Source organism: Streptomyces chromofuscus (assembly GCF_015160875.1).
GTDB lineage: Bacteria > Actinomycetota > Actinomycetes > Streptomycetales > Streptomycetaceae > Streptomyces > Streptomyces chromofuscus.
On the sequence record NZ_CP063374.1, the window covers coordinates 1,010,858 to 1,034,626 of the forward strand.

Here is a 23,769-nt window from a genome sequence, read left to right on the forward strand (position 1 = left end):
AGGGCGTCAGCCGGGCGAGGTGATCACACGTACTCCCACCGAAGTACGCTTCCACCGAAGCCGTACCTCGGCCCCCACAGGGGCCAACGCATCGGCCCATGCTCCGGCCCACCGGGGGGTCGATGCTCGTGGGCCAGGGTTCAGCCGGTGAACGCGTCGCTGATCACCCGGTACGCGTACCGGAGAAGACCTCCGAGGACGGCGAGCCTCACGAGGGCCAGGCACGGCGCTCCCGGCGCGCGTCGCGAGGGAGTCGCAGACCACGGCCCGGGAGGGATTCTCCGGGTCGTGCATGACCTCGATCCGCCGGGCGTGGCTGTTGGTGCGGTCGGCGTGCGAGCTCACCGGCCCGACGCAGTGCCCGGACACCAGGTCAGGCCCCGGGCCCGCGCCCCCTACCGCCGGGCCCGCGCCCCCTACCGCCGGTGCCGCTCCCCGTGCCATTGCCGCTGCTCTGACGCCCCCGGCTCTGCGCCGCCCGGCCCTCCTGCGGGTAGACGAGGCCGACGGTGTGGGCGAGCTGTCCCACGGCGTGCCGGAAGAACGGCTCGCGCTCCTCCACGATCCTGGTGAACTGCCCGAACACCTCGAACCCCACCAGCCCGTACAGCTGCGCCCACGCCGCCACCAGCGTCACCACCGCCTCGGGCGGCAGATCGGGCGCGAGATCCGCGGCCATCCGCACCGCCTCCGGCCTCACGTCCTCCGCCAACCGCGGCTTGGCCAGGCCGAGCCCTTGGTGCGCGTCCCGCACGATGGCGATGAGCAGGTGCCCGACCCGGGCTGCGGGCGGAACCGTCGTCCGGGGCGCCGTGTACCCGGGAACCGGCGACCCGTAGATCAACGCGTACTCGTGCGGATGCGCCAGAGCCCAGCCGCGCACCGCCTCGCAGACCTTCATCCAGCGCTGCACCGGGCCGGCGTCCGCGACCTCGTCGTGCGCGGCCTCCGCGGCGGCGCCGAGGGAGTCGTAGGCGTCGATGATGAGCGCGGTGAGGAGTTCGTCGCGACTGGGGAAGTAACGGTAGACGGCGGAGGAGACCATGCCGAGCTCGCGGGCGACGGCGCGCAGGGAGAGCTTGACGGCACCCTCGGCCGCGAGCTGTCTACGGGCCTCGTCCTTGATGGCCGCGGTGACTTCGATCCTGGCTCGGGCACGTGCGCCGTGGGGAGTGCTGCTGGTCATGGGGGGAGGATGCCATGTTCTACGGAGCAGTGCACTCGAAAGTGAGCAGCGCTCCGAACTCGGAGCGGTGTTCTGCATTCGGAGCAGCGCTCTCGGAAGTAAGCGCGCCCGCCCTCCGCCCACCCGAGCGGGAGCAGCGCTCTCGATCGAGACGGCACCTGATCGTCCCGACCGAGAGGCCCTTCACGACCGAAGAAACGCCCACCCACCCCAAGTGAAAGCGCCGCCTGAGACCAAAAGAACACCCAAGCCGCCTGAAACGAGAGCACCGCTCTTGCTACAGAGCACCGCTCTCCCCCAGACTGAGCCCCAAGCGAGAGCACCGCTCTCGCGTCCTGCACCGCTGTCACGTCCCAGGAGCACGCCATGTCCACGCACGTCCAGAAGCCCGGCTGGTTCACGGTCAACATCTTCAACCGCGCGGTCGCGTGGCTGACCCGCCGCGGCATCAGCATCTGGGGCTCCCGCGTCCTCGCCGTGCGCGGCCGCAAGAGCGGCACCTGGCGCACTACGCCCGTGAACCTGCTGACGGTCGACGGCCGGCAGTACCTCGTGGCCCCCCGCGGCCACGTCCAGTGGACGCACAACATGCGCGCCGCGGGCGGCGGGGAACTGCGACTCGGCGCCAACGTGGACACCTTCACGGCGACCGAGGTCGCCGACGACGACAAGCCCCCGCTCCTGCGCGCCTATCTCAAGCGCTGGAAGGCCGAAGTGGGCGCCTTCTTCAAGGGCGTCGGCCCCAACTCCTCCGACGAGGAACTGCGCCGAATCGCCCCCGACCACCCCATCTTCGAGGTCACCTACACGAACGCGCCAGCCCCCACGGGCACCGCCGACGCCAGGAGCACCAACGACGCGACCGCCGCCGGGGCCACCACCGCCACCAAGGCCACCAACGCCGTCAACGACGTCAACGACGTCAACGACGTCAAGGACCTCAAGAACTGACCTCGTCGGCCTCAGCGGCCGTCCCGCCCGCAACCCGGCGGTCCAGCGCGGTCAGGGCGCGCTGGGCCATCGGATGGGTGCGCACGATCTCGCCGAGCGACGTCGCACCGCGCGTGATGTCCATGAACGCCTTCCAGGCCGGCCGGAACCCGGTCAGGATCGCGTGGATGAGTCCGGGCCGCCGTTCGAACACCGTCAGCAGCCGCTTGCCGACCGCCATCTCCACACCCAGCCCGGCCTTGATCGCGAACGCGTAGTTCAGGGCCTGCCTGCGCGTGTCCACCGCGTCGTGCGCCTCGGCGATCCGTACCGCCCACTCCCCCGCGAGCCGCCCCGACCGCAGCGCGAACGAGATGCCCTCCCGCGTCCACGGCTCCAGCAGCCCCGCCGCGTCCCCGCACACCAGCACGCGCCCGCGCGACAGCGGCGAGTCGTCGGCGCGGCAGCGGGTCAGGTGCCCGGAGGAGATGCTCGGCTCGAAACCGGCGAGTCCCAGCCGCCCGACGAAGTCCGCCAAGTACCGCTTGGTCGCGGCGCCTTCGCCGCGCGCCGAGATCACTCCAACCGTCAGCGTGTCGCCCTTGGGGAAGACCCACCCGTAACTGCCCGGGATCGGGCCCCAGTCGATGAGGACCCGCCCCTGCCAGTCCTCCGCGACCGTGTCCGGCACCGGGATCTCCAGCTCCAGGCCGAGATCGACCTGCTCGAGCTTGACCCCGACGTGGGCGCCTATGCGGCTGGCGCTGCCGTCCGCGCCGACCACGGCCCGTGCCAGCAGCGTCTCACCGCCCTGCAGCACCACGGCGACCGTGCGCCGGTCCGGCACCGCCGAGCCGTGCTGCTCGACCCGTGACACCGTGACGCCCGTGCGCAGCTCGGCGCCCGCCTTCTGCGCGTGCTCGACGAGCTGCTGGTCGAACTCGGGCCGGTTGATCAGCCCGAAGAGCATCTGCCTGGACCGCCGGGTGCGGCTGAAGCGGCCGTTGTGGGAGAACGTCACCGCGTGCACCCGGTCGCGCAGCGGCAGTTCGAACCCGGGCGGCAGCGCGTCGCGCGAGGGGCCGATGATGCCGCCGCCGCACGTCTTGTAGCGGGGCAGCTCGGCCTTCTCCAGCAGCAGGACGCGCCGTCCCGCGACCGCCGCCGCGTAGGCCGCCGAGGCCCCCGCGGGTCCCGCGCCCACCACGACGACGTCCCACACCTGCTGCCCGTCGTCCGCCGAAGAGTTCTCGCTGCTCACGATGGTCTACTGCTCCCGATCCGCCGCCTGCCGATCTGTCCCCCGCATCCTACGGCGGTGATCGCCGCGGGCCGCTGTGGGAGGATCGGCACCGTATGCGCCCCGCACACCAGGACGCGCCTGCACTCGCGCGGTCCCGGACGCCCGACAGAGCATCCGCCCGTGCGCAGGAAAGTGAATCCCGTACAGAGAAATACAACGTCGCACCTACGAGGAGCGTGCCCATGTCGTCGAATCCGGTCGCCGAGACCGTCGCCTCGCTGATGCCCAGGGCGAAGGAGGAGCTGGCCGAGCTGGTGGCCTTCAAGTCGGTGGCGGACTTCGACCAGTTCCCGCGCAGTGAGAGCGAGGGGGCCGCGAGCTGGGTCGCTGACGCGCTGCGGGCCGAGGGCTTCGAGGACGTGGCGCTGCTCGACACCCCGGACGGGACGCAGTCGGTGTACGGCTACCTGCCCGGCCCGGCGGGCGCGAGGACCGTGCTGCTCTACGCCCACTACGACGTGCAGCCGCCGCTGGACGAGTCCGGCTGGACGACGCCGCCGTTCGAGCTGACCGAGCGGGACGGCCGCTGGTACGGCCGTGGCGCCGCCGACTGCAAGGGCGGGGTGATCATGCACCTGCTGGCGCTGCGCGCCCTCAAGGCCAACGGCGGCGTGCCCGTGCACGTCAAGGTGATCGCCGAGGGCTCGGAGGAGATGGGCACGGGCGGCCTGGAGCGCTACGCGGAGGAGCACCCGGAGCTGCTCGCGGCCGACACGATCGTGATCGGCGACGCGGGCAACTTCCGCGTCGGACTGCCCACGGTGACCTCGACCCTGCGCGGTATGACGCTCCTGCGCGTCCGGGTCGACACGCTGGCGGGCAACCTGCACTCCGGCCAGTTCGGCGGCGCCGCGCCGGACGCGCTGGCCGCGCTGATCCGCGTACTGGACTCGCTGCGCGCCGAGGACGGTTCGACGACGGTCGAGGGGCTGGCCTCCGAGGAGCGGTGGGACGGCCTCCAGTACGACGAGGGGCAGTTCCGCGAGGACGCCAAGGTGCTGGACGGGGTCGGGCTGATCGGCTCCGGTACGGTCGCCGACCGTATCTGGGCGCGCCCGGCCGTCACCGTCCTCGGCATCGACTGCCCGCCGGTCGTCGGCGCCACCCCGTCCGTGCAGGCGAGCGCTCGCGCGCTGGTCAGCCTGCGGGTGCCGCCGGGCGTGGACGCCGCCGAGGCGACCAAGCTGCTCCAGGCGCACATCGAGGCGCACACGCCGTGGGGCGCCCGGGTGAGCACCGAGCAGATCGGTCAGGGCCAGGCGTTCCGCGCGGACACGTCGAGCCCGGCGTACCAGGCGATGGCCGACGCGATGGCAGTGGCGTACCCGGGGCAGGAGATGCAGTACGCCGGCCAGGGCGGCTCCATCCCGCTGTGCAACACCCTCGCCGCGCTCTACCCCCGCGCGGAGATCCTGCTCATCGGCCTGAGCGAGCCGGAGGCCCAGATCCACGCCGTGAACGAGAGCGTGTCCCCGGAGGAACTCGAGCGGCTCTCCGTGGCGGAGGCGCTCTTCCTGCGCAACTACGCGGCGGGCTGAGCCCCTGGCCCCACCTGATGGCGGACGGGCCGGGGGAACCGGCCGGACGGCGATCGTCCGGCCGGTGACCCGCCGTCGGCGCGGCGGGCATGCCGGTCGCCCGTGTCGGTGCCGTCCTCGTGCACGGCGGGCCGGGTCACCGGGTCGACGACTGCGCCGAGGCCCGCCGCACCGGCGGCCGGCTCGCGGACGTGCTGCGCACCGCCCGACAGGACCGCCATGACTCACGGCGGCCGAAGTACGGCGCGGCAGCCCCGCAAACGCGTCGCCGGCCCTCAGCCGACCGGAACCCCCGCCTCCAGGTACAGCGCCGCGCCGCGCTCCCGGGCCCGCAGCGCCCAGCGCAGCCGCTCGTAGCGGACCGGCGGCAGCAGTCCGGCCGCCTCCTCCTCGGTGACGAAACGCCACCCGCGCAGTTCGGGGCCGGGCAGGAGTAACCGCCGTGCCTTCTCGCTGTCGAGGCTTCCGCCGTCGAAGAGGAGGCGCAGTCCGCCGTACCCGGGAGGCGCGGGCGGCTCCCAGTCGACGACGAGCAGGCGCGGTACGTCGTCCAGGTGCAGCCCGGTCTCCTCGGCGACCTCGCGGATGCCGGCGCGGGCGGGCGCCTCGCCGGGTTCGACGACGCCGCCGGGGAACTCCCAGCCGGCCTTGTAGGTCGGGTCGACGAGCAGCACGCGGTCCTGCTCGTCGAAGAGGAGGACGCCGGCTGCGAGTGTCTCGGCGGTGGGTTCGGGGGTCTGCACGATGTCGCAGACGGGCACGGCACCGGAGCCGACCGCCTCGGCGATCCGGGCGGCGGTCTCGTGGGGGGTGAGGGCGCCGTTGTCGACCGGGTGGGCGTCGGCGGTGAGCCAGGAGGCGAGGGCGGACTTGTACGGCTCGATCTGGTCGTACGACCACTGCCGCACCCGTATCTCGCCGTCGGGCAGGTCCTCGGGTATCTCACGGTCGGCTATCCGCTCGCGCAGGATCGTTTCGGCCGGGGCGAGGAGCACATGCCGGACGGTGATCCGGCGGGCGGCGAGACCGCCGAAGATCTCGTCCCGGTACTCCTGGCGCAGCAGGGTCATGGGCACGACGAGCGTGCCGCCGAGGTCGGCGAGCATCGCGGCGGCCGTGTCGATGACGAGGCGGCGCCAGATCGGCAGATCCTGGAAGTCGCCGACCTCGGCGAGGCGTTTGGCCGGCAGCAGGTGCGCGAGTGTGCCGCCGATGACCTCGGGGTCGAAGAGCGTGCTGTTCGGGATCAGGTCGATCAGTTCCCGTGCGGTGGTGGTCTTCCCCGCACCGAACGCGCCGTTGATCCAGACGATCACGGTTCCCCCTCTTCTGTTGGCCCCCTGTGCCTTGCCCGCTCAACCCTGCCACGGAAACCAGCCCCAGTTGAGGGTGCACAAGCGGAAGCGCCGGCGCCCCTTGACCGGGGTCCGGCGCTTCGCCGTGTCGGTGTCCGCCGTCTCAGCGGCGCTTGTGACCCCGCTGTCCGCTGCCCGTGTCGCTCCGGTCGCCCCCGAGTGCGTCGTCGTCCAGGAGGCTTTCGTCGGTGGCGATGGTCTTGTCGAGCTTCTTGAGGGTGTCGCCGACGTTGAGGTTGCCCAGCCCCTCACCGAGGGCGTGGGAGGGGGTGACCGCCGCGACGACGAAGCCGGTGGCGAGGGAGGCGATGGCGAGCATGCTGCGCTTCTTCATGCCCCGATCAACTGATGTACCCGGGCCGGGGTCACGCACGGATACGGTTCCCCGGGCTCCGACTGCCGGCGCGGTTCCGGCTGAACGTTCCTGCCGCCGAACCTGTCACAGCTCTGCCGACGCGCCACTCACACGACTGCCTGTCACAAGCCTGCCGCCTCGCCCCTCGCAAACCTGCCCGTCACAACCTGCCGAAGCGCGCCTCGCACCCCTCACACACCCGCCGCCGCGGCGTCCGCCCTCCTGCCCAGCGCCGCCGCGGCGGCCCCGACCAGACCCGCGTCGGTGCCCATCTGGGCGGGCACCACGCTCAGACGCCGGACGAACGACAGGGTCGCGTAGTCGGCGAGGGTCTTGCGCAGCGGCGCGAAGAGCACCTCGCCCGCCTTGCCCACTCCCCCGCCGATCACGGCGATGTCGATCTCGACCAGGGTCGCGGTGGCCGCGATGCCGGCGGCCAGGGCCTGGGCGGCTCGTTCGAAGGAGGCCACGGCGACCGGGTCGCCCGCGCGGGCGGCGGCAGCCACCGCGGCGGCGGAGGTGTCGCCGTCGGGGCCGGGCACCCAGCCGGCCTCCACAGCGCGCCGGGCGATGTTGGGGCCGCTGGCGATCCGCTCCACGCAGCCGCGCGCACCGCAGGGGCAGGGGTCGCCGTCGAGGTCGACGCTGATGTGCCCGATGTGCCCCGCGTTGCCGGTGGGGCCGGGGTGCAGGCGTCCGTTGAGGACGAGGCCGCCCCCGACGCCGGTGGAGACGACCATGCAGAGCGCATTGTCGTGGCCGCGTGCCGCGCCCTGCCAGTGTTCGGCGGCGGTGATGGCCACGCCGTCGCCGATCAGCTCGACGGGCAGTCCGCCGGCCGCAGCCCGCACCCGGGACACCAGCGGATAGTCCCGCCAGCCGGGCACGTTCACCGGGCTGACCGTGCCCGCGGAGGCGTCCACCGGGCCCGCGCTGCCGATGCCCACCGCCTCGGCGCGGGCCCACAGCGGGGACGCGGTGAGCTCGCCGATCACCTCCTCGACGGCCCGCATCACGGTGTCGCCGTCCTGCTGGGCGGGTGTGGGGCGCTGCGCGCGCACCACGATCCGGCCGCCGCCGTCCACCAGCGCGCCTGCGATCTTGGTGCCGCCGATGTCGAGCGCTGCCACGAGGTCGGTGTGCATCAGTGTGGGATCCCCCGTCAACCTTGGGAAAAGGACCGGCCGGCCCGCGGTGGGGCGCGGGCCGGGAAGTGCGCTGGACAGTGTCTCCCGCTGCTGACAACGTTGTCCAGGCTCTATGCTCGACGCCACATCCTCATACAAACCATGGACCGACGCATCCCCGTGGACCACAGGACAGGACGCCGCACAGTGCCCGAAACCCACCGCCTCACCGGAACCCGCTATGGAAACCGGCCCACGATGAAGGACGTAGCGGCCCGAGCAGGAGTCGGACTGAAGACGGTTTCGCGGGTCGTGAACGGGGAGCCGGGGGTGACCCCGGAGACCGAACGGCGTGTCCAGGAGGCCATCGAGGCGCTCGGTTTCCGCCGCAACGACAGCGCGCGGGTGCTGCGCAAAGGCCGTACGGCGAGCATCGGGCTGGTCCTCGAGGACCTCGCCGACCCGTTCTACGGCCCGCTGAGCCGCGCCGTGGAGGAGGTGGCCCGCGCCCACGGCGCCCTGCTGATCAACGGCTCCAGCGCCGAGGACCCGGACCGCGAGCAGGAACTGGTGCTGGCGTTGTGCGCGCGGCGGGTGGACGGGCTCGTGGTCATCCCGGCGGGCGACGACCATCGCTATCTGGAGCCCGAGCTGAAGGCGGGCGTCGCCACGGTGTTCGTGGACCGTCCGGCCGGGAAGATCGACGCCGACGTCGTCCTGTCGGACAACTACGGAGGCGCCCGCGACGGCGTCGCCCACCTCATCGCGCACGGGCACCGGCGGATCGGCTTCATCGGCGACATGCCCCGCATCCACACCGCCGCCGAGCGTCTGCGCGGCTACCGGGCGGCCATGGAGGACGCCGGCATACCGGTCGAGGACGCCTGGATGTCCCTGGGGGCCACCGATCCGCTGCGCGTGCGGCGCGCGGCCGAGGAGATGCTGACCGGCCCGTCCCCCGTCACCGCGATCTTCGCGGGCAACAACCGGGTGACGGTCACCGTGATCCGGGTCCTGGCCGAGCATCCGCGCCGGGTCGCGTTCGTCGGCTTCGACGACATCGAGCTGGCCGACCTGCTCCAGCCGGGCGTCACGGTCGTCGCGCAGGACGCGGCGACGCTGGGCCGCACGGCCGCGGAACGGCTGTTCCGCCAGCTGGACGGCTCCCTGGCCCTCCCGGACAGGATCGAACTCCCGACGCGGCTGATCACCCGCGGCTCGGGGGAACTGCCGCCGGCGGACTGAGCGGGCGGTGCTCGACGGGGGGTGAGCGGGCGTGCTCACGGCGGGCCGAGCGGCCCGCGCGCGTGATCACTCCGCGGGAAGGATCGCGTGTGCTCGCCGCGGGCCGAGCAGCCGGTGGACGTGACCGGTCCACGGACGGAGAGCGCGGTGGTCGCCGACCACGCGCAGAGGCTCATGCGAGTGCACTCACGCGAACCAGGCACTGACGGCCTCCCGAGCCACCGCGAGGCGGCTTACGGTGCGCGCCGTCCCCAAGGACCACGGGCCACGGCGTCCCCGCCGGAGACCACCGGCCACGTGTGCGCGCCGCAGAACATGGGCCGCGGCGTCCCCGCAGCAGACCACAAGCCGCAGCGTCCCCGCAGCAGACAACGGGCCGCAGCGTCCGCGCCTCAGACCACAAGCCGCAGCGTCCCCGCAGCAGACCGCGCGCCGCGGCGTCCCCGCAGCAAGCCACAGGCCGCAGCGTCCGCGCCTCAGACCACAAGCCGCAGCGTCCCCGCAGCAGACCGCGCGCCGCGGCGTCCCCGCAGCAGACCACCGGCCGCAGCATCCCCGCAGCAGACCACAAGCCGCGGCGTCCCCGCAGCAGACCGCGCGCCGCGGCGTCCCGGCAGCAGACCACCGGCCGCGGTGTCCGTGCCGCCCGGAGGGCACCGCTGCCCCACCCCGCCCCGCCTGTGATACGTCCAGCGACATATCGGCAAGTCGGCATATTGGCACGTCGGGCGTGTGTCTGCACGTCGGCCTGCCCATCACCCCGGAGAACCGACGACGGCGCGGTGCCGGTCGCGTCCGTGGCGCGCCCGCGATCTACTTGGCGGACGCCGTGAGGTCGCCCCATCGGGGCGCGGCGAAGCCTTCCAGGTCGGCCCGTGTCAGCCCGGTCAGCCGGGCGACCTCGGCGATGTCGAGGGCGCCGCAGTCCAGGCCGCGCAGCAGGTAACCGCTGAGGGCCTTGGCGGTGGCGGGCTCGTCCATGACGTCGCCGCCGGCCCGGTTGGCGTAGCGGGCGAGGCGGCCGGCGGCCTGTTCGAAGCCCTCGCGGTAGAAGGCGAAGACGGCCGCGTAGCGGGTCGGTATGTGGCCGGGGTGCATGTCCCAGCCCTGGTAGTAGGCGCGGGCCAGGGCGCGGCGGGTGAGACCGTAGTGCAGCCGCCAGGCGTCGTGGACCTTCGCGGTCGGGCCGACCGGCAGGACGTTGGTGGAGCCGTCGGAGACGCGGACACCGGTGCCCGCGGCGGCGACCTGCATGATCGCCTTGGCGTGGTCGGCGGCCGGATGGTCGCCGGCCTGGTAGGCGGCGGACACGCCGAGACAGGCGCTGTAGTCGAAGGTGCCGTAGTGCAGCCCGGTGGCGCGGCCCTCGGCGGCTTGGATCATCCGGGCGACGGTGGCGGTGCCGTCGGCGGCCAGGATGGACTGGCTGGTCTCGATCTGGATTTCGAAGCCGAGCCGGCCGGGCTCCAGGGCGTGCGCCTTCTCGAAGGCCTCCAGCAGCCGGACCATGGCGGTGACCTGCTCGGAGCAGGTCACCTTCGGCAGGGTGAGCACCAGCCCGTCGGGCAGGCCGCCGGCCCTCATCAGGCCGGTGAGGAAGATGTCGAGGGTGCGGATGCCCCGGTCGCGCACCGGCGCCTCCATGCACTTCATGCGGATGCCCATGTACGGCGCCGCGGTGCCGTTCGCGTACGCCTGCGCGATCAGTCGTGCCGCGCGGGCGGCCGCCTCGTCCTCCTCGGTGTCGGGGCGGGGGCCGTAGCCGTCCTCGAAGTCGACGCGCAGGTCCTCGACGGGCTCGCGTCCCAGCTTGGCGCGCACGCGCGCGTAGACGGGTTCGGCGAGGTCGTCGGCGAGTCCCAGGACGGCGGCGAACGACGCGGCGTCCGGGGCGTGTTCGTCGAGGGCGGCGAGTGCCCGGTCGCCCCAGGAGCGGACGGTGTCGGTGGCGAAGGCGTCACCGGGGACGTAGACGGTGTGGACGGGCTGACGGGTGCCGGGGTCTCCGGGGTAGCGGCGCTCCAGTTCGGCGTCGACCGGCGCGAGGGAGGCGCTGATCTCCGCGCTGACCGTGCCCGCGAGGCTCGTCGCGATGTGCTCCTGCCGGCCCTGACCCATCCCACACCCTCCTATTTTCCGCTATACGGAATCAACAATCCGTAGAATGAAGCTATCCGGGGATCTTCCGCCTGGTCAACACCCCTTCCTTGCCGGGCCACCCGACCTTTCGGCATGTTCACGTCCATCTCATGGAGCGGTAGAACACTCTCGTACGCCGACTCTCCCGGCCGCCCCCGTCGAAGGAGCCTCCGTGCCGAACCAGAGCCGAGTCACACGCCGCCTGGGCCTGAAGACAGCGTTGGCCGCCGCGGCCGCCGTACCCCTCTCCAGTACAGCACTGTCGCCCTCGGCGGCCTCGGCGGAGGAGCGCGACGTCGTGCCGGCGGCGGAGCGCGGCGGCCGCCGGCTGGAGACCATGTCCTTCAACCTGCGTTTCGCGAGTACCACCGAACCCAACAGCTGGGCCGTGCGCAGACCCGTGATGCGCGAGCTGCTGCGCCGCGATCGCCCGCACCTCCTCGGTACCCAGGAGGGGCTCTACCAGCAGCTGCTGGACATCGAGACCGACCTCGGCCCGTACTACGACTGGATCGGCACCGGGCGTGCGGGCGGCAGCCGCGACGAGTTCATGGCGATCTACTACGACACCCGGCGCCTCGCCCCGCTGGAGTACGACCACTTCTGGCTCTCCGACACCCCGGACGTGATCGGTTCGAACACCTGGGGCGGCGGCTCCATCCGCATGGTCACCTGGGTCCGCTTCCGCGATCTGCGCGACGGCGGCCGCCAGTTCTACTTCCTCGACACCCACCTGGACAACCGCAGCCAGGACGCACGCGCGCGTGCCGCCGCGCTGATCGTGCAGCGGATCGCCGGACTGGACCGCTCGCTTCCGCTGCTGGTGACCGGCGACTTCAACGTCGCCGCGCACAAGAACCCGGTCTACGACACGATGCTGGGCGCCGGACTCGTCGACACCTGGGAGACGGCCGCCGAGCGCGGCGACCTGTACGCGACCTTCCACGGCTACCGGCCGCTGACGCCGGACGGCGACCGCATCGACTGGATCCTCGCCTCGCCCGGCGTCACCGTGCACCGGGCGGACATCAACACCTTCTCGGTGGACGGCCAGTTCCCCAGCGACCACCTGCCCGTGCAGGCGTCGCTGACCCTGGGATGAGCCGAGACCCCCGTGACCGGCGACGGTCGCGGGGGCCTCGTACAGCGTGCGGACGATCAGCCCTTGCGGGCCTTGATCTCCTCGGTCAGCTGCGGGACGACGTCGAACAGGTCGCCGACGACGCCGTAGTCGACCAGCTCGAAGATCGGCGCCTCGGCGTCCTTGTTGACCGCCACGATCGTCTTCGAGGTCTGCATGCCGGCCCGGTGCTGGATGGCGCCGGAGATGCCGGAGGCGATGTAGAGCTGCGGCGAGACGGACTTGCCGGTCTGGCCGACCTGGTTGGTGTGCGGGTACCAGCCCGCGTCCACCGCGGCACGCGAGGCGCCGACGGCCGCGCCGAGCGAGTCGGCAAGGGCCTCGATGAGCGCGAAGTTGTCCGCGCCGCCCACGCCACGGCCGCCGGAGACCACGATCGCGGCCTCGGTCAGCTCCGGGCGGCCGGTCGACTCACGCGCCGTGCGCGAGGTGATCTTGGTGCCGGTGGCCTTGTCGGAGAAGGTCACCGACAGCGCCTCGACGGCGCCGGCCGCCGGCGCGGCTTCCACGGCGGCGCTGTTCGGCTTGACCATGATGACCGGCGTGCCCTTGGTGACACGGGACTTGGTGGAGTAGGACGCGGCGAACACCGACTGGGTGGCCACCGGGCCCTCGTCGCCGGCCTCCAGGTCGACGGCGTCGGTGATGATGCCGGAGCCGATGCGCAGCGCCAGGCGGGCCGCGATCTCCTTGCCCTCGGCGGAGGACGGCACCAGCACGGCGGCCGGGGAGACGGCCTCGACGGCGGCCTGGAGGGCGTCGACCTTCGGGACGACCAGGTAGTCGGCGTACTCGGCGGCCTCGTGCGTGAGGACCTTGACCGCGCCGTGCTCGGCGAGCGCGGCGACGGTGTCGGCGGCGCCGTTGCCCAGGGCGACGGCGACGGGCTCGCCGATGCGGCGGGCCAGGGTCAGCAGCTCCAGGGTGGGCTTGCGGACGGCACCGTCCACGTGGTCGACGTAGACGAGAACTTCAGCCATGGGACTTCTTCTCTCCTGCTTGCGAAGTGTGAGGGGCGGTCAGCGAAGTCGAGCTCAGGGCTCAGATGAACTTCTGGCTCGCGAGGAACTCAGCGAGCTGCTTGCCGCCCTCGCCCTCGTCCTTGACGATCGTGCCGGCGGTGCGGGCCGGACGCTCCGTCGCGGCGTCGACCGTCGTGTACGCGTTCTCCAGGCCGACCTCGTCGGCGTCGATGTCCAGGTCGGACAGGTCCCAGGACTCCACGGGCTTCTTCTTGGCCGCCATGATGCCCTTGAAGGACGGGTAACGCGCCTCGCCCGACTGGTCGGTGACGGAGACGACCGCCGGAAGCGAAGCCTGAAGCTGCTCCGAGGCCGTGTCACCGTCACGGCGGCCCGTGACCGTGCCGTCCTCGACGGAGACCTCGGACAGCAGGGTGACCTGCGGGACACCCAGACGCTCGGCCAGCAGCGCCGGCACGACGCCCATGGTGCCGTCGGTGGAGGCCATACCGGAGATGACCAGGTCGTAACCGGCCTTCTCGATCGCCTTGGCCAGCACCAGGGAGGTGCCGATGGCGTCGGTCCCGTGCAGGTCGTCGTCCTCGACGTGGATCGCCTTGTCGGCGCCCATCGACAGCGCCTTGCGCAGGGCGTCCTTGGCGTCCTCCGGGCCCACGGTCAGCACGGTGACCTCGGCGTCGTCGGCGTCCTCGGCGATCTGCAGCGCCTGCTCGACGGCGTACTCGTCCAGCTCGGAGAGCAGACCGTCCACGTCGTCCCGGTCGACGGTCAGGTCATCGGCGAAGTGCCGGTCGCCAGTGGCGTCGGGCACGTACTTCACAGTGACAACGATCCTCAAGCTCACGCCGGCTCTCCTACTGCATCGTCAATTTCAGGCTGCCTTCTTGCAGGCAGCATAGGCGCCCCTGGCGGCGGATCCCGGTCGGGGCGCCGCGCGCTCCGAGCGAGATATTACTCGTCAGTACATCCAGTTCCTGCCCGCTAAGCAAGCGCTTTGAACTGTGACCTTCGCAACGCAGCGTAACCGGAACTGGACCGTTCCGCAGGTCCGCTCACTCCCGCAACGCGGTGAAACGTCCCTGGTGGTACAGCAGCGGCCGGCCCGCGCCGGCCGGGTCGCCGCCGACGACCTCCGCGATCACGAGACGGTGATCACCCGCGGGCACGCGCGCGTGCACCCTGCACACCAGCCAGGCCGGCACACCGTCGAGCACGGGCACGCCTTCGGGGCCGTCACGCCAGACGGTGGGCGGGCCGAACCGGTCGGCGCCGCTGCGCGCGAAGGTGGCGGCCATCTCCTGCTGGTGCTCGCCGAGTATGTGCACGCCTATGTGGGCGGCCCCGGAGAGCACCGCCCAGCTGGACGAGGCGGTGCGGGTGTTGAAGGAGAGCAGCGGCGGTTCGGCGGAGACCGAGGCGAGGGAGGTGGCGGTAAAGCCGACCGGGCCGGAGTCGCCCCGCGCGGTGATCACCGCCACGCCGGCCGCGTGCTGCCGGAAGACGGCACGGAAAAGGTCGGTGGCGGCGGCGCGCGGGGAGGAGGCGGCTGGGTCGGGGGTGGCCGGCATGGAGTGACCTTCTGCGGGGGGCGAGCGGATCCTGGGTCGTCTAGCGACCCGGACAGCGCGCGCTCGCGGTGCGGACGAGGTCGACGTGGACCCGGCCGAAGCGAAGGACTTCCGATGGCATACGGTCAAGCTGACGATAGATGCTGCGCACAGTCAAATTCCTCCCGTGATCCAGGACAGACGACTGAGACCCGTGCGCCCGGTTTCACACCACTTGCTCACACCACGTGTCCGAGCGCGGCGATCACATCGGCCTTGTGCGGCTGCCCCGTGGCGCGCCGCACGATCCGGCCGTCGGCGTCCAGCACCAGCACGGTCGGGGTTCTGACGATGCCCAGGGCGCGCACGAGGTGCAGACGCGCCTCGGCGTCGATCTCGACGTGCGTGACGCCGGGGACCAGTCGTGCCACCTCACCGAGGATGCGCCGGGTCGCCCGGCAGGGCGCGCAGAAGGCGCTGGAGAACTGCACCAGTGTGGCGCGCTCACCGAGTTCGGCACCCAGCTCGGCCGCGCCGAGCCGCTCGCCCTCGTCCCGCACGCGCACCCACCACCCGTCCTGTCACTCGTTTCGTCCTGACCGGTACAAGCGTTATCGCGACCGCAACGATTCCCGCCCCCCGGGGGTCCTTTCGCTGCGGAATCCTGAGGTCATGGAGATCGGCGTGAGGGGACCACGCTTCGGGGCGGCCGTGACGAGCGCCGTTCTGACGGTCGTTCTGTTCACCCATAGCGCCTGGCTGCTGGCGGCGCAGACGCTGGTGTTCGCGTGGGGCGCGGGCGGGCGGCGTGGGCCACGCGCCGTACGGCTGGGCGTTCGACCATGTCGTACGGCGCCGGATCGCTCCGGCGGTGGAAGTTCGAGGCGTCCGAACCGTCCCGGTTCGCCCAGGCGGTGGGGCTGGTGTTCGCCGGAGTCGGCCTGGTCGGCTACACGCTGGGGCCCGTCTGGCTGGGCGTGGCGGCGACCGGGGCCGCGCTCGCCGCCGCCTTCGTCAACGCGGTGTCGGGGTTCCGCGCGGCCTGCCGGATGTATCTGCTCGCTCGGCGGGTCGCCGTCCCAACGGAGTAAAGGCGCCGCAAAAGCACGAGGTGGGCGGATACGCGGACGTGACGAGGATCTCGCCGCGCCCGGGCACCAGGACTGGCTACCCGCCCGTTCTTGGGGCACCATCTGCGAGATGCCGTAAACCTACGGCTGCGTAACTTTCTGGCCGGGAGCACTTTCCCGAGCGGAGCAGGAAGGGTCCACCCCGCCCATGGCAGAACTCGTCTACCGTCCCGTCGTCGGTCTCGCGCGGACCTTGTTCAAGGTCTGGGACCTGAAGATCGACTGCCAGGGGTCGCACAACATCCCGCGCGCGGGCGGCGCAGTGCTGGTGAGCAATCACATCAGCTATCTGGACTTCGTCTTCAACGGTCTGGCGGCGCTCCCGCAGAAGCGCCTGGTGCGCTTCATGGCGAAGGAGTCGGTCTTCCGCCACCGCGTCTCCGGTCCGCTGATGCGCGGCATGCGGCACATCCCGGTGGACCGCAAGCAGGGCGAGGCGGCCTATCGGCACGCTCTGGACTCGCTGCGCTCCGGCGAGATCGTCGGCGTGTTCCCGGAGGCCACGATCTCGCAGTCGTTCACCCTCAAGAGCTTCAAGTCGGGTGCGGCGCGCCTGGCTCAGGAGGCGGGCGTCCCGCTGATCCCGATGGCGGTGTGGGGCACGCAGCGGCTGTGGACCAAGGGCCACCCGCGCAACTTCAAGCGCAGCCACATCCCGGTCACGATCCGGGTCGGCGAGGCCGTCGAAGCCCCTCGCGACCAGTACGCGGGCGCCATCACCCGCCGACTGCGCGAGCACGTCCAGGAGATGCTGGACGCGGCCCAGCGCGCCTACCCCGGTCGCCCCCGCGGCGCGGACGACACCTGGTGGCTCCCCGCCCACCTCGGCGGCACGGCCCCCACCCCGGAACAGGTCCGCGAGTCCGAGACCCGCTGACGGCCGCCCCGCGCGGCACGAACCGGCGCACGCGCCCGGCGCTTGCACCGCTGCCCCCGCCCCCTGGACGACCGGTCCACCCGCGGCTACGTTCCCGTACAGACCACGTCGCGGGGAGGGGGCCCGAGTTCCGTGCCGGCCGAAATCGCTGCGGGCGTGATCGTCGAAGCCGTCGCGGGAACCGCCCGGTGGCTCAAGCGCGAGTCGGCGGGCGCGGACGGCACAACAGGCTGTCGTGCGCTGGTTCGACACGTACCAGCTCTCCGCTCCGCCGGACGACGCCCTCGCACTGCCGGACGGTGTGCCCGCCCAGCCGGTTGAGGAAAGCGCGGCCGGCGCGTGGGCCTTGGCGTAGCAGATGCCCGTGCGCCGCTCCAGGACGTCGGACGCGCGCCAGGTGACACGGAGGTCGCCGGAGTCCTGGGAGTGCGGGACGGCGTCGCGCACGAACTCGAACGTCATCCGCGCACAGTCATACGAGTCTTCGGCCGATGCCGCCAACCGGGCAGCCGCCCTCCGCACCCGCGGATGATCGTGGTCGATGGCCTCGCCGGCAGCCAAGTAGGCGGTCAAGTCGGGGGTTTCCTGGATCAGCTCCGTGCCCGCAGAGCATAGAAACGCGATCACCCGAACGTCAATGACTCTTCAGATGACCGCATATCCATGCAATTTGTCGGTCGCGTCTACCGCGCCATCTCCTCCTTGAGCGCCGCGACGAAGGCGTCGACGTCGTCCTCCGTGGTGTCGAAGGAGCACATCCAGCGCACGTCACCGGCGGCCTCGTCCCAGAAGTAGAACCGGAACCGCTTCTGCAGGCGCTCGCTCACGTCGTGCGGCAGCCGCGCGAAGACGGCGTTGGCCTGCACCGGGTAGAGCAGCTCGACGCCGTGCACCGCCCGTACGCCCTCGGCGAGCCGCTGGGCCATCTCGTTGGAGTGGCGGGCGTTGCGCAGCCACAGGTCCCCGGCGAGCAACGCCTCCAGCTGCACCGACACGAAACGCATCTTGGAGGCGAGCTGCATGGACAGCTTGCGCAGGTGCTTCATGTGACTGACGGCGTCCTGGTTGACGACCACGACCGCCTCACCGAACAGGGCGCCGTTCTTGGTGCCGCCCAGGGAGAGGATGTCGACGCCGGCCGCGTTGGTGAAGGTCCGCATCGGGACGTCCAGGGAGGCGGCGGCGTTGGCGAGGCGGGAGCCGTCCAGGTGGACCTTCATCCCGTGTGCGTGGGCGTGCTCGCAGATGGCGCGGATCTCGTCCGGCGTGTAGACCGTGCCGAGTTCCGTGGCCTGGGTGATGGACACGACCTGCGGCATCGCGCGGTGCTCGTCTTCCCAGCCCCAGGCCTGCTTGTCGATCAGCTCGGGGGTGAGCTTGCCGTCCGGCGTCGGCACGGTGAGCAGCTTCAGGCCGCCCATACGCTCGGGGGCGCCGCCCTCATCGACGTTGATGTGCGCGCTCTCGGCGCAGATCACCGCACCCCAGCGGTCGGTGACCGCCTGGAGGGCGACCACGTTGGCGCCGGTGCCGTTGAACACCGGGAACGCCTCCGCGGTGGCCCCGAAGTGGCTGCGGACGACACGCTGGAGATTGTCGGTGTACGCGTCCCCGCCGTACGCGACCTGGTGCCCGCCGTTGGCCACGGCCAGGGCGGCGAGCACCTCCGGATGCACTCCGGCGTAGTTGTCACTGGCGAAACCGCGGACCTCCGGGTCGTGATGGCGACGCGCGTCGGTCTTCGGGGGATTCACGGCTTCTCGGTGAGCCACAGACGTTGTCCGTTCACTTCGGCGGCGGGCTTGTCCCAGACACCGGCGATCGCCTCCGCCAGATCCTCGACGTCGGTGAAGCCCGCGAACTTCGCGTGGGGCCGGTCGGCGCGCATGGCCTCGTGCACCAGTGCCTTCACCACCAGGATGGCAGCCGCCGCGTTCGGCCCCTGCTCGCCCCCGGCCTTGGCGAAGTAGTCGGCCATGGCCAGGGTCCACGCCTCGGCTGCGGCCTTCGCGGCGGCGTACGCGGCGTTGCCCGCGGTGGGCTTGCTGGCGCCCGCGGCGCTGATCAGCACGTACCGGCCGCGGTCGCTGCGCTGGAGCGCCTCGTGGAAGGCGAGGGAGGTGTGCTGGACGGTGCGGATGAGCAGCAGCTCCAGCAGGTCCCAGTCGTCGAGCCGCGTCTTGGTGAAGGTCTCGCTGCCACGCCAGCCGCCCACCAGGTGGACCAGGCCGTCCACGCGCCCGAAGTCCTTCTCGATGCGGCCGGCCCACTCCTCGGCGGCCTTCAGATCGAGCAGGTCGACGGTGTCACCGACGACGGTGGCGCCGCCGTGCGCGTAGCTGGCCGCGTCCACGGCCTCCGCCAGGCGCTCCGGGTCGTTGTCCGATCCGACGACGATCGCGCCCGCTTCGGCCAGCCGGTGCAGCGTCGCCCGGCCTGCGGGTCCGCCCGCGCCGGCCACTGCGATCACCGCACCGCTGAGAGCCCCGTTCCCCACCATGTTCCTCGCCTCCTGAGCAGTGTCGCCGGTGTCGCGGTCGCTCACGCGGCCACCCGTTCGGCGGTGTCCGCCGTGATGCCCTTGGTGGAGGCAATCACGTTCTTGAGCTTCTTGGACAGCGCCTCATAGAACATGCTCAGCGGAAACTCGTCCGGAAGCACGTCATCGACCAGCTTGCGCGGCGGCTGGGTCAGGTCCAGGGCGTCGGGGCCCTTGGCCCACTTGGAGCCCGGGTGCGGGGCGAGGTAGGTGGAGACCAGCTCGTACCCGGCGAACCAGTGCACGAGCTTCGGGCGGTCGATGCCGTCCCGGTAGAGCTTCTCGATCTCGGCGCACAGCTGGTTGGTGACCTGCGGCGCGCGCTCCCAGTCGATGGACAGCTTGTTGTCGGTCCAGCGGACCACGTCGTGCTTGTGCAGGTGGGCGAAGAGCAGCTGGCCGCCGAGACCGTCGTAGTTGCGGACCCGCTCGCCGGTGACCGGGAAGCGGAACATGCGGTCGAACAGGACCGCGTACTGCACGTCACGGGCCTGCGGGACGCCTTCGCCGGCCAGCTTCACGGCCTCCTTGAAGGCGGTGAGGTCGCAGCGCAGCTCCTCCAGGCCGTACATCCAGAACGGCTGGCGCTGCTTGATCATGAACGGGTCGAACGGCAGGTCGCCGTGGCTGTGCGTGCGGTCGTGGACCATGTCCCACAGCACGAAGGCCTCTTCGCAGCGCTTCTGGTCGTGGACCATGGCGGCGATGTCCTCGGGCAGCTCCAGCCCCAGCAGGCCGACGGCGGCCTCGGTGACCCGGCGGAAGCGGGCCGCCTCGCGGTCGCAGAAGATGCCGCCCCAGGTGAAGCGCTCGGGGGCCTCGCGCACGGCGATCGTCTCGGGGAAGAGGACGGCGGAGTTCGTGTCGTACCCGGCCGTGAAGTCCTCGAAGGTGATGCCGCAGAACAGCGGGTTGTCGTAGCGGGTGCGCTCCAGCTCGGCCAGCCAGTCCGGCCAGACCATGCGCAGGACGACCGCTTCGAGGTTGCGGTCGGGGTTGCCGTTCTGCGTGTACATCGGGAAGACGACCAGGTGCTGGAGGCCGTCCTGGCGGTCGGCGGCGGGCTGGAACGCGAGCAGCGAGTCCAGGAAGTCCGGCACCTCGAAGCCGCCGTCGGCCCAGCGGCGCAGGTCCCGCACGAGGGCCCCGTGGTAGGCGGCGTCGTGGGGCAGCAGCGGGGAGAGCTCCTCGACGGCGTCGACGACGCGGCGTACGGCCAGTTCGGCCTCCGAGCGGTCCGGGGCGCCCTCGGCGTCGAAGTCGATCGACCCGTCCTTGGTCTGCCATGGCCGGACCCGCTCCACGGCATCCTTGAGCACGGGCCACGCCGGGTGCTCCACCACCCTGGTCACGGGAGGAACCTTCGCCTCCGAACCCACCTGCACAAGAATTTCCGTCATGTCCCATCCTCCACGGGAGAACCTCGCGTAAGGAGACCGTATACATACGAGGTTTCACCCAGCAAGGGGGCCCTCGGGAAATTATTCTGCGACACCCCCACCTTCACCGCACTTTTTCCTGCGGGCAACGGGGAAGGCGCGGGCGGATCTCCCCGCCGCCACCTCTCCCCGGCACGCCCTCGGGCGGCTACGGTCCACAAGGGGCCTCGGTGGCCCCCACCGCCGCCGTCGACGGAAGCGAGTCGAACCTTGAACTTCCTCACCATCGGGCACCGCGGAGTCATGGGTGTCGAACCCGAGAACACCCTCCGGTCCTTTGTCGCCGCCCAGGAGGCCGGACTCGACGCGATCGAACTCGACCTCCATCTGAGCAAGGACGGGGCCCTCGTCGTCATGCACGACACCGACGTGGACCGTACGACGGACGGCTCCGGGCCGATCGCCGAGAAGACCCTCGCCGAACTGCGCGCCCTGGACGCCGGCCGGGGCGAACGCGTCCCGGTGTTCGAGGAGGTTGTGGACGCGGTCCGGGCGCCGCTGCAGGCCGAGATCAAGGACGTGCAGGCGGCGAGGGCGCTCGCCGCCGTACTGCGGGAGCGCGACCTGGCCGGCCGGGTCGAGGTGTCCTCGTTCCACGACGAGGCGATCGCCGAGACCGCCCGGCTGGTGCCCGGCGTACGCACCGCGCTCGTCGCGAGCCGGTACGGCACGGACGTCGTGGAACGCGCCGTCGAGGCCGGTGCGGCGACCGTCTGCCTCGACATCCGGCGGCTCACCCTGGAGATCGTCGAGCACGCGCGCGCGGCGGGCCTGCGGATCATCGGCTGGGTGGTCAACACGCAGGAGAACCTGCGCCTGGTACGGGCGCTGGAACTGGACGGCGCGACGACCGACTACCCGGAGATCAAGCGCACCGGCCGGTTCACGGCATAGGGGCTACGCGAGTTCCTTCACCAGCAGTTCGAACTGAAGGTCGTCGCGCTGCGGGATGCCGAACCGCTCGTCGCCGTAGGGGAAGGGGGTCATCCGTCCCGTACGACGGTAGCCGCGCCGCTCGTACCAGGCGATGAGGTCCTCGCGCACGGAGATCACGGTCATGTGCATCTCCGTGGCGCCCCATTCCGCGCGGACCCGCCGCTCCGCCTCCGCGATGATGCTCTTGCCGAGGCCGGAGCCCTGGAGCCGGGGGCTGACCGCGAACATGCCGAAATAGGCGTGCGCGCCACGGCGTTCGAGCTGGCAGCAGGCGACGACGGCGCCGTCCCGCTCCGCCGTCAGCAGCCTGCTGTCCGGCGCCTTGATCACGGTCAGCACACCCTCCGGGTCGGTCCGCTGCCCCTGCAGGATGTCCGCCTCGGTGGTCCACCCGGCCCGGCTGGAGTCGCCCCGGTACGCCGACTGGATCAGCGCCACCAGCGTGTCCACGTCGGTGTCGATGGCGTCGCGGAAGGTCAGTCCGTGGGCGGTGGCGCTGTCCATGGGGGGTGTCTCTCCGATTTTCCGGCGCGGCTGGGACATCGACGAGCGTAATCCTGCCACTAGGCTCCGGGTGCATGGTGCACGTACTGAGCGGCCGGATCCTGCTCCGCCCCACCGACCCCGAGCGGTCCCGTGTCTTCTACGGCGAGCAGCTGGGCCTCGCCGTCTACCGCGAGTTCGGCACGGGGCCGGAACGCGGCACCGTGTACTTCATCGGCGGCGGCCACCTGGAGGTCTCCGGCCGCTCCGAGACCCCGCCGTCCCCGGCGGTACGGCTGTGGCTCCAGGTCGAGGACGTGTCCGCCGCGCACGACGAACTGCGCGGCAAGGGCGTGGAGATCGTCCGGCCGCCGGTCCGGGAGCCGTGGGGGCTGATCGAGATGTGGATCGCGGATCCCGACGGCGTGCCGATCGTGCTGGTGGAGGTGCCGGCCGAGCACCCGATCCGGTACCGGCCGGGCATCTGACGACGTCTCACGCCGGGCGGCGCTCCCGGCGCGGTGCAGGTCGGCTCCCGCGATCACGAGTGCCGGTGGCCGCTGTCAGTGGCCGGGACCAGTGCCGCGGCAGGCAACGTTTTGCCCGGCAAGGAGCGGCGTCCGGTGCGTGCTCTCGGCGTGCCGGGCGGCGCGACGGGGTGAACGTCGCCTGTCGCGGCACTAGCGTGCTGGTGGAGGTCCTCGCTGCGGAAGGAACGTCCGATGAAGCTCGACAAACCGGTGATCGGCGGGCCCTGCTGGGTCGAACTGGGCACCGATGACATGGAGGCGGCCAAGGCGTTCTACGCCGAGCTGTTCGGCTGGCGGTCGGAGACGGACCCGCGTCAGGAGGCGGGCGGCTACACGGTCGCGCACCTGGGGGACGCGGCGGTGGCCGCGCTGACGCCGCTGTACCAGGAGGGGCAGCCGGTGGCGTGGACCGTGTCGTTCGCCGTCCGGGACGCCGACGAGACCGGACGGCAGGTGACGGTGGCCGGCGGCACGGTGCTGATGGGCCCGGTGGACGTGTTCGACATGGGCCGCTTCGCGGTGGCCGCCGACCCGTCCGGGGCCGCCTTCGCGCTGTGGCAGCCACGGTCCTTCGAGGGGGCCGCGCTGTTCAGCGCGCCCGGCGCGCTGGGCTGGGTGGAACTGCTCACCCGGGAGCCCGCACACGCGCGCGACTTCTACACGACCGTCTTCGGCTGGACCGTCAACGCCTCGGAGCGGTACACCCAGTGGGGCCTCGCGGGCCAGGACTTCGGCGGCATGATGGTCATGGACGACAAGTTCCCGCCCGAGGTGCCGCCGCACTGGCTGCCGTACTTCGCGGTGGCCGACGTCGACGCCGCCACCGCGACGGCGACCGGGGCGGGCGGGACGGTCCTGATGGAGCCCACCTCCCTGCCAGACGGTCCGCGGATCGCGGTGCTGCGCGATACGCGGGGCGCGGTCTTCGGCGTCTACCTGGCGGGGGAGCGGGGCTGACCCGACGGCCGGGGTTCCCTCTCGCGGCG

The 23,769-nt window shown here is 71.7% G+C and carries 21 protein-coding genes and 3 pseudogenes; 9 read left to right on the forward strand and 15 right to left on the reverse strand.

The annotated features are described in order from the left end of the window. Nucleotides 1-373: 373 nt before the first annotated feature. Nucleotides 374-1,186 carry a TetR/AcrR family transcriptional regulator gene (locus IPT68_RS04505; RefSeq protein WP_189697347.1) on the reverse strand — a complete coding sequence of 271 codons (813 nt, stop codon included), beginning with the start codon at nt 1,184-1,186 and terminating at the stop codon, nt 374-376. 366 nt (nt 1,187-1,552) lie between these two features. Here IPT68_RS04505 and IPT68_RS04510 point away from each other — a divergent pair. After that, nucleotides 1,553-1,990: pseudogene (locus tag IPT68_RS04510) on the forward strand (nitroreductase family deazaflavin-dependent oxidoreductase); the annotation flags it as partial. Nucleotides 1,991-2,126: 136 nt separating this feature from the next. Here the strand turns inward: IPT68_RS04510 and IPT68_RS04515 are convergent. Then, the gene (locus IPT68_RS04515) at nt 2,127-3,377 is read right to left on the reverse strand and encodes a geranylgeranyl reductase family protein (protein ID WP_189697345.1); all 1,251 of its coding nucleotides are present in this window, start codon (nt 3,375-3,377) and stop codon (nt 2,127-2,129) included. Between the two features lie 224 nt (nt 3,378-3,601). On the opposite strand from IPT68_RS04515, the gene IPT68_RS04520 reads away from it, so the two are divergent. After that, entirely contained in the window at nt 3,602-4,957 is a 1,356-nt protein-coding gene (locus IPT68_RS04520) for a dipeptidase (RefSeq protein ID WP_189697344.1), read from the forward strand. Nucleotides 4,958-5,232: 275 nt separating this feature from the next. Here the strand turns inward: IPT68_RS04520 and IPT68_RS04525 are convergent, their stop codons facing one another. From IPT68_RS04525 to IPT68_RS04535, 3 genes are all read right to left on the reverse strand, one after another. Then, entirely contained in the window at nt 5,233-6,273 is a 1,041-nt protein-coding gene (locus IPT68_RS04525) for an NUDIX hydrolase (RefSeq protein WP_189697343.1), read from the reverse strand. Nucleotides 6,274-6,415: 142 nt separating this feature from the next. Next, entirely contained in the window at nt 6,416-6,646 is a 231-nt protein-coding gene (locus IPT68_RS04530; protein WP_189697342.1) for a hypothetical protein, read from the reverse strand. A gap of 212 nt (nt 6,647-6,858) precedes the next feature. Next, nucleotides 6,859-7,812, reverse strand: coding sequence for an ROK family protein (locus IPT68_RS04535; protein WP_189697341.1), 954 nt, complete (start codon nt 7,810-7,812; stop codon nt 6,859-6,861). 189 nt (nt 7,813-8,001) lie between these two features. Between IPT68_RS04535 and IPT68_RS04540 the strand changes: the two genes are divergently transcribed. After that, nucleotides 8,002-9,039: a LacI family DNA-binding transcriptional regulator gene (locus tag IPT68_RS04540; protein WP_189697340.1), complete on the forward strand. Its 1,038-nt coding sequence runs from the start codon at nt 8,002-8,004 to the stop codon at nt 9,037-9,039. An 813-nt stretch (nt 9,040-9,852) separates the two neighbouring features. Here IPT68_RS04540 and IPT68_RS04545 read toward each other — a convergent pair. After that, nucleotides 9,853-11,157, reverse strand: a complete 1,305-nt coding sequence (locus IPT68_RS04545; RefSeq protein ID WP_189697339.1) for a DUF6986 family protein — start codon at nt 11,155-11,157, stop codon at nt 9,853-9,855. Nucleotides 11,158-11,350: 193 nt separating this feature from the next. On the opposite strand from IPT68_RS04545, the gene IPT68_RS04550 reads away from it, so the two are divergent. Continuing rightward, nucleotides 11,351-12,280: an endonuclease/exonuclease/phosphatase family protein gene (locus tag IPT68_RS04550; protein ID WP_189697338.1), complete on the forward strand. Its 930-nt coding sequence runs from the start codon at nt 11,351-11,353 to the stop codon at nt 12,278-12,280. A 56-nt stretch (nt 12,281-12,336) separates the two neighbouring features. Here IPT68_RS04550 and IPT68_RS04555 read toward each other — a convergent pair whose 3' ends face one another. The 4 genes from IPT68_RS04555 to IPT68_RS04570 form a co-directional block, all read right to left on the reverse strand. Beyond that, nucleotides 12,337-13,299, reverse strand: coding sequence for an electron transfer flavoprotein subunit alpha/FixB family protein (locus IPT68_RS04555; protein ID WP_189697337.1), 963 nt, complete (start codon nt 13,297-13,299; stop codon nt 12,337-12,339). Nucleotides 13,300-13,360: 61 nt separating this feature from the next. Next, the gene (locus tag IPT68_RS04560) at nt 13,361-14,146 is read right to left on the reverse strand and encodes an electron transfer flavoprotein subunit beta/FixA family protein (protein ID WP_189697336.1); all 786 of its coding nucleotides are present in this window, start codon (nt 14,144-14,146) and stop codon (nt 13,361-13,363) included. 208 nt (nt 14,147-14,354) lie between these two features. After that, complete coding sequence (locus tag IPT68_RS04565; protein ID WP_189697335.1) at nt 14,355-14,870, reverse strand: flavin reductase family protein; 516 nt, start codon at nt 14,868-14,870, stop codon at nt 14,355-14,357. A gap of 218 nt (nt 14,871-15,088) precedes the next feature. Then, a complete protein-coding gene (locus tag IPT68_RS04570) occupies nt 15,089-15,415 on the reverse strand; it encodes a TlpA family protein disulfide reductase (protein ID WP_189697334.1) in 327 nt (108 codons plus the stop codon). 106 nt (nt 15,416-15,521) lie between these two features. Here IPT68_RS04570 and IPT68_RS04575 point away from each other — a divergent pair. Both IPT68_RS04575 and IPT68_RS04580 read left to right on the forward strand, forming a co-directional pair. Then, nucleotides 15,522-15,940: pseudogene (locus IPT68_RS04575) on the forward strand (DUF4395 domain-containing protein). A 187-nt stretch (nt 15,941-16,127) separates the two neighbouring features. Then, nucleotides 16,128-16,856 (forward strand): lysophospholipid acyltransferase family protein, encoded by a 729-nt coding sequence (locus tag IPT68_RS04580; RefSeq protein WP_189697333.1) that lies wholly within the window; start codon nt 16,128-16,130, stop codon nt 16,854-16,856. Nucleotides 16,857-17,180: 324 nt separating this feature from the next. Here IPT68_RS04580 and IPT68_RS33835 read toward each other — a convergent pair. From IPT68_RS33835 to IPT68_RS04595, 4 genes and pseudogenes are all read right to left on the reverse strand, one after another. Continuing rightward, nucleotides 17,181-17,483, reverse strand: a pseudogene (locus IPT68_RS33835) (transglutaminase); the annotation flags it as partial. 56 nt (nt 17,484-17,539) lie between these two features. Further along, complete coding sequence (locus IPT68_RS04585) at nt 17,540-18,610, reverse strand: threonine aldolase family protein (RefSeq protein WP_189697332.1); 1,071 nt, start codon at nt 18,608-18,610, stop codon at nt 17,540-17,542. Then, entirely contained in the window at nt 18,607-19,353 is a 747-nt protein-coding gene (locus IPT68_RS04590) for an SDR family NAD(P)-dependent oxidoreductase (RefSeq protein ID WP_189697422.1), read from the reverse strand. The genes IPT68_RS04585 and IPT68_RS04590 overlap by 4 nt, the downstream gene beginning before the upstream one ends. Before the next feature lie 44 nt (nt 19,354-19,397). Continuing rightward, nucleotides 19,398-20,795 (reverse strand): DUF6421 family protein, encoded by a 1,398-nt coding sequence (locus IPT68_RS04595; RefSeq protein WP_189697331.1) that lies wholly within the window; start codon nt 20,793-20,795, stop codon nt 19,398-19,400. Nucleotides 20,796-21,044: 249 nt separating this feature from the next. Between IPT68_RS04595 and IPT68_RS04600 the strand changes: the two genes are divergently transcribed. Continuing rightward, nucleotides 21,045-21,728 (forward strand): glycerophosphodiester phosphodiesterase, encoded by a 684-nt coding sequence (locus tag IPT68_RS04600; protein ID WP_189697330.1) that lies wholly within the window; start codon nt 21,045-21,047, stop codon nt 21,726-21,728. 3 nt (nt 21,729-21,731) lie between these two features. Here IPT68_RS04600 and IPT68_RS04605 read toward each other — a convergent pair whose 3' ends face one another. Next, complete coding sequence (locus IPT68_RS04605; protein ID WP_189697329.1) at nt 21,732-22,274, reverse strand: GNAT family N-acetyltransferase; 543 nt, start codon at nt 22,272-22,274, stop codon at nt 21,732-21,734. A gap of 74 nt (nt 22,275-22,348) precedes the next feature. Between IPT68_RS04605 and IPT68_RS04610 the strand changes: the two genes are divergently transcribed. Both IPT68_RS04610 and IPT68_RS04615 read left to right on the forward strand, forming a co-directional pair. Continuing rightward, nucleotides 22,349-22,741, forward strand: a complete 393-nt coding sequence (locus tag IPT68_RS04610; RefSeq protein WP_189697328.1) for a VOC family protein — start codon at nt 22,349-22,351, stop codon at nt 22,739-22,741. 234 nt (nt 22,742-22,975) lie between these two features. Continuing rightward, nucleotides 22,976-23,740: a VOC family protein gene (locus IPT68_RS04615; RefSeq protein ID WP_189697327.1), complete on the forward strand. Its 765-nt coding sequence runs from the start codon at nt 22,976-22,978 to the stop codon at nt 23,738-23,740. Nucleotides 23,741-23,769 lie beyond the last annotated feature (29 nt).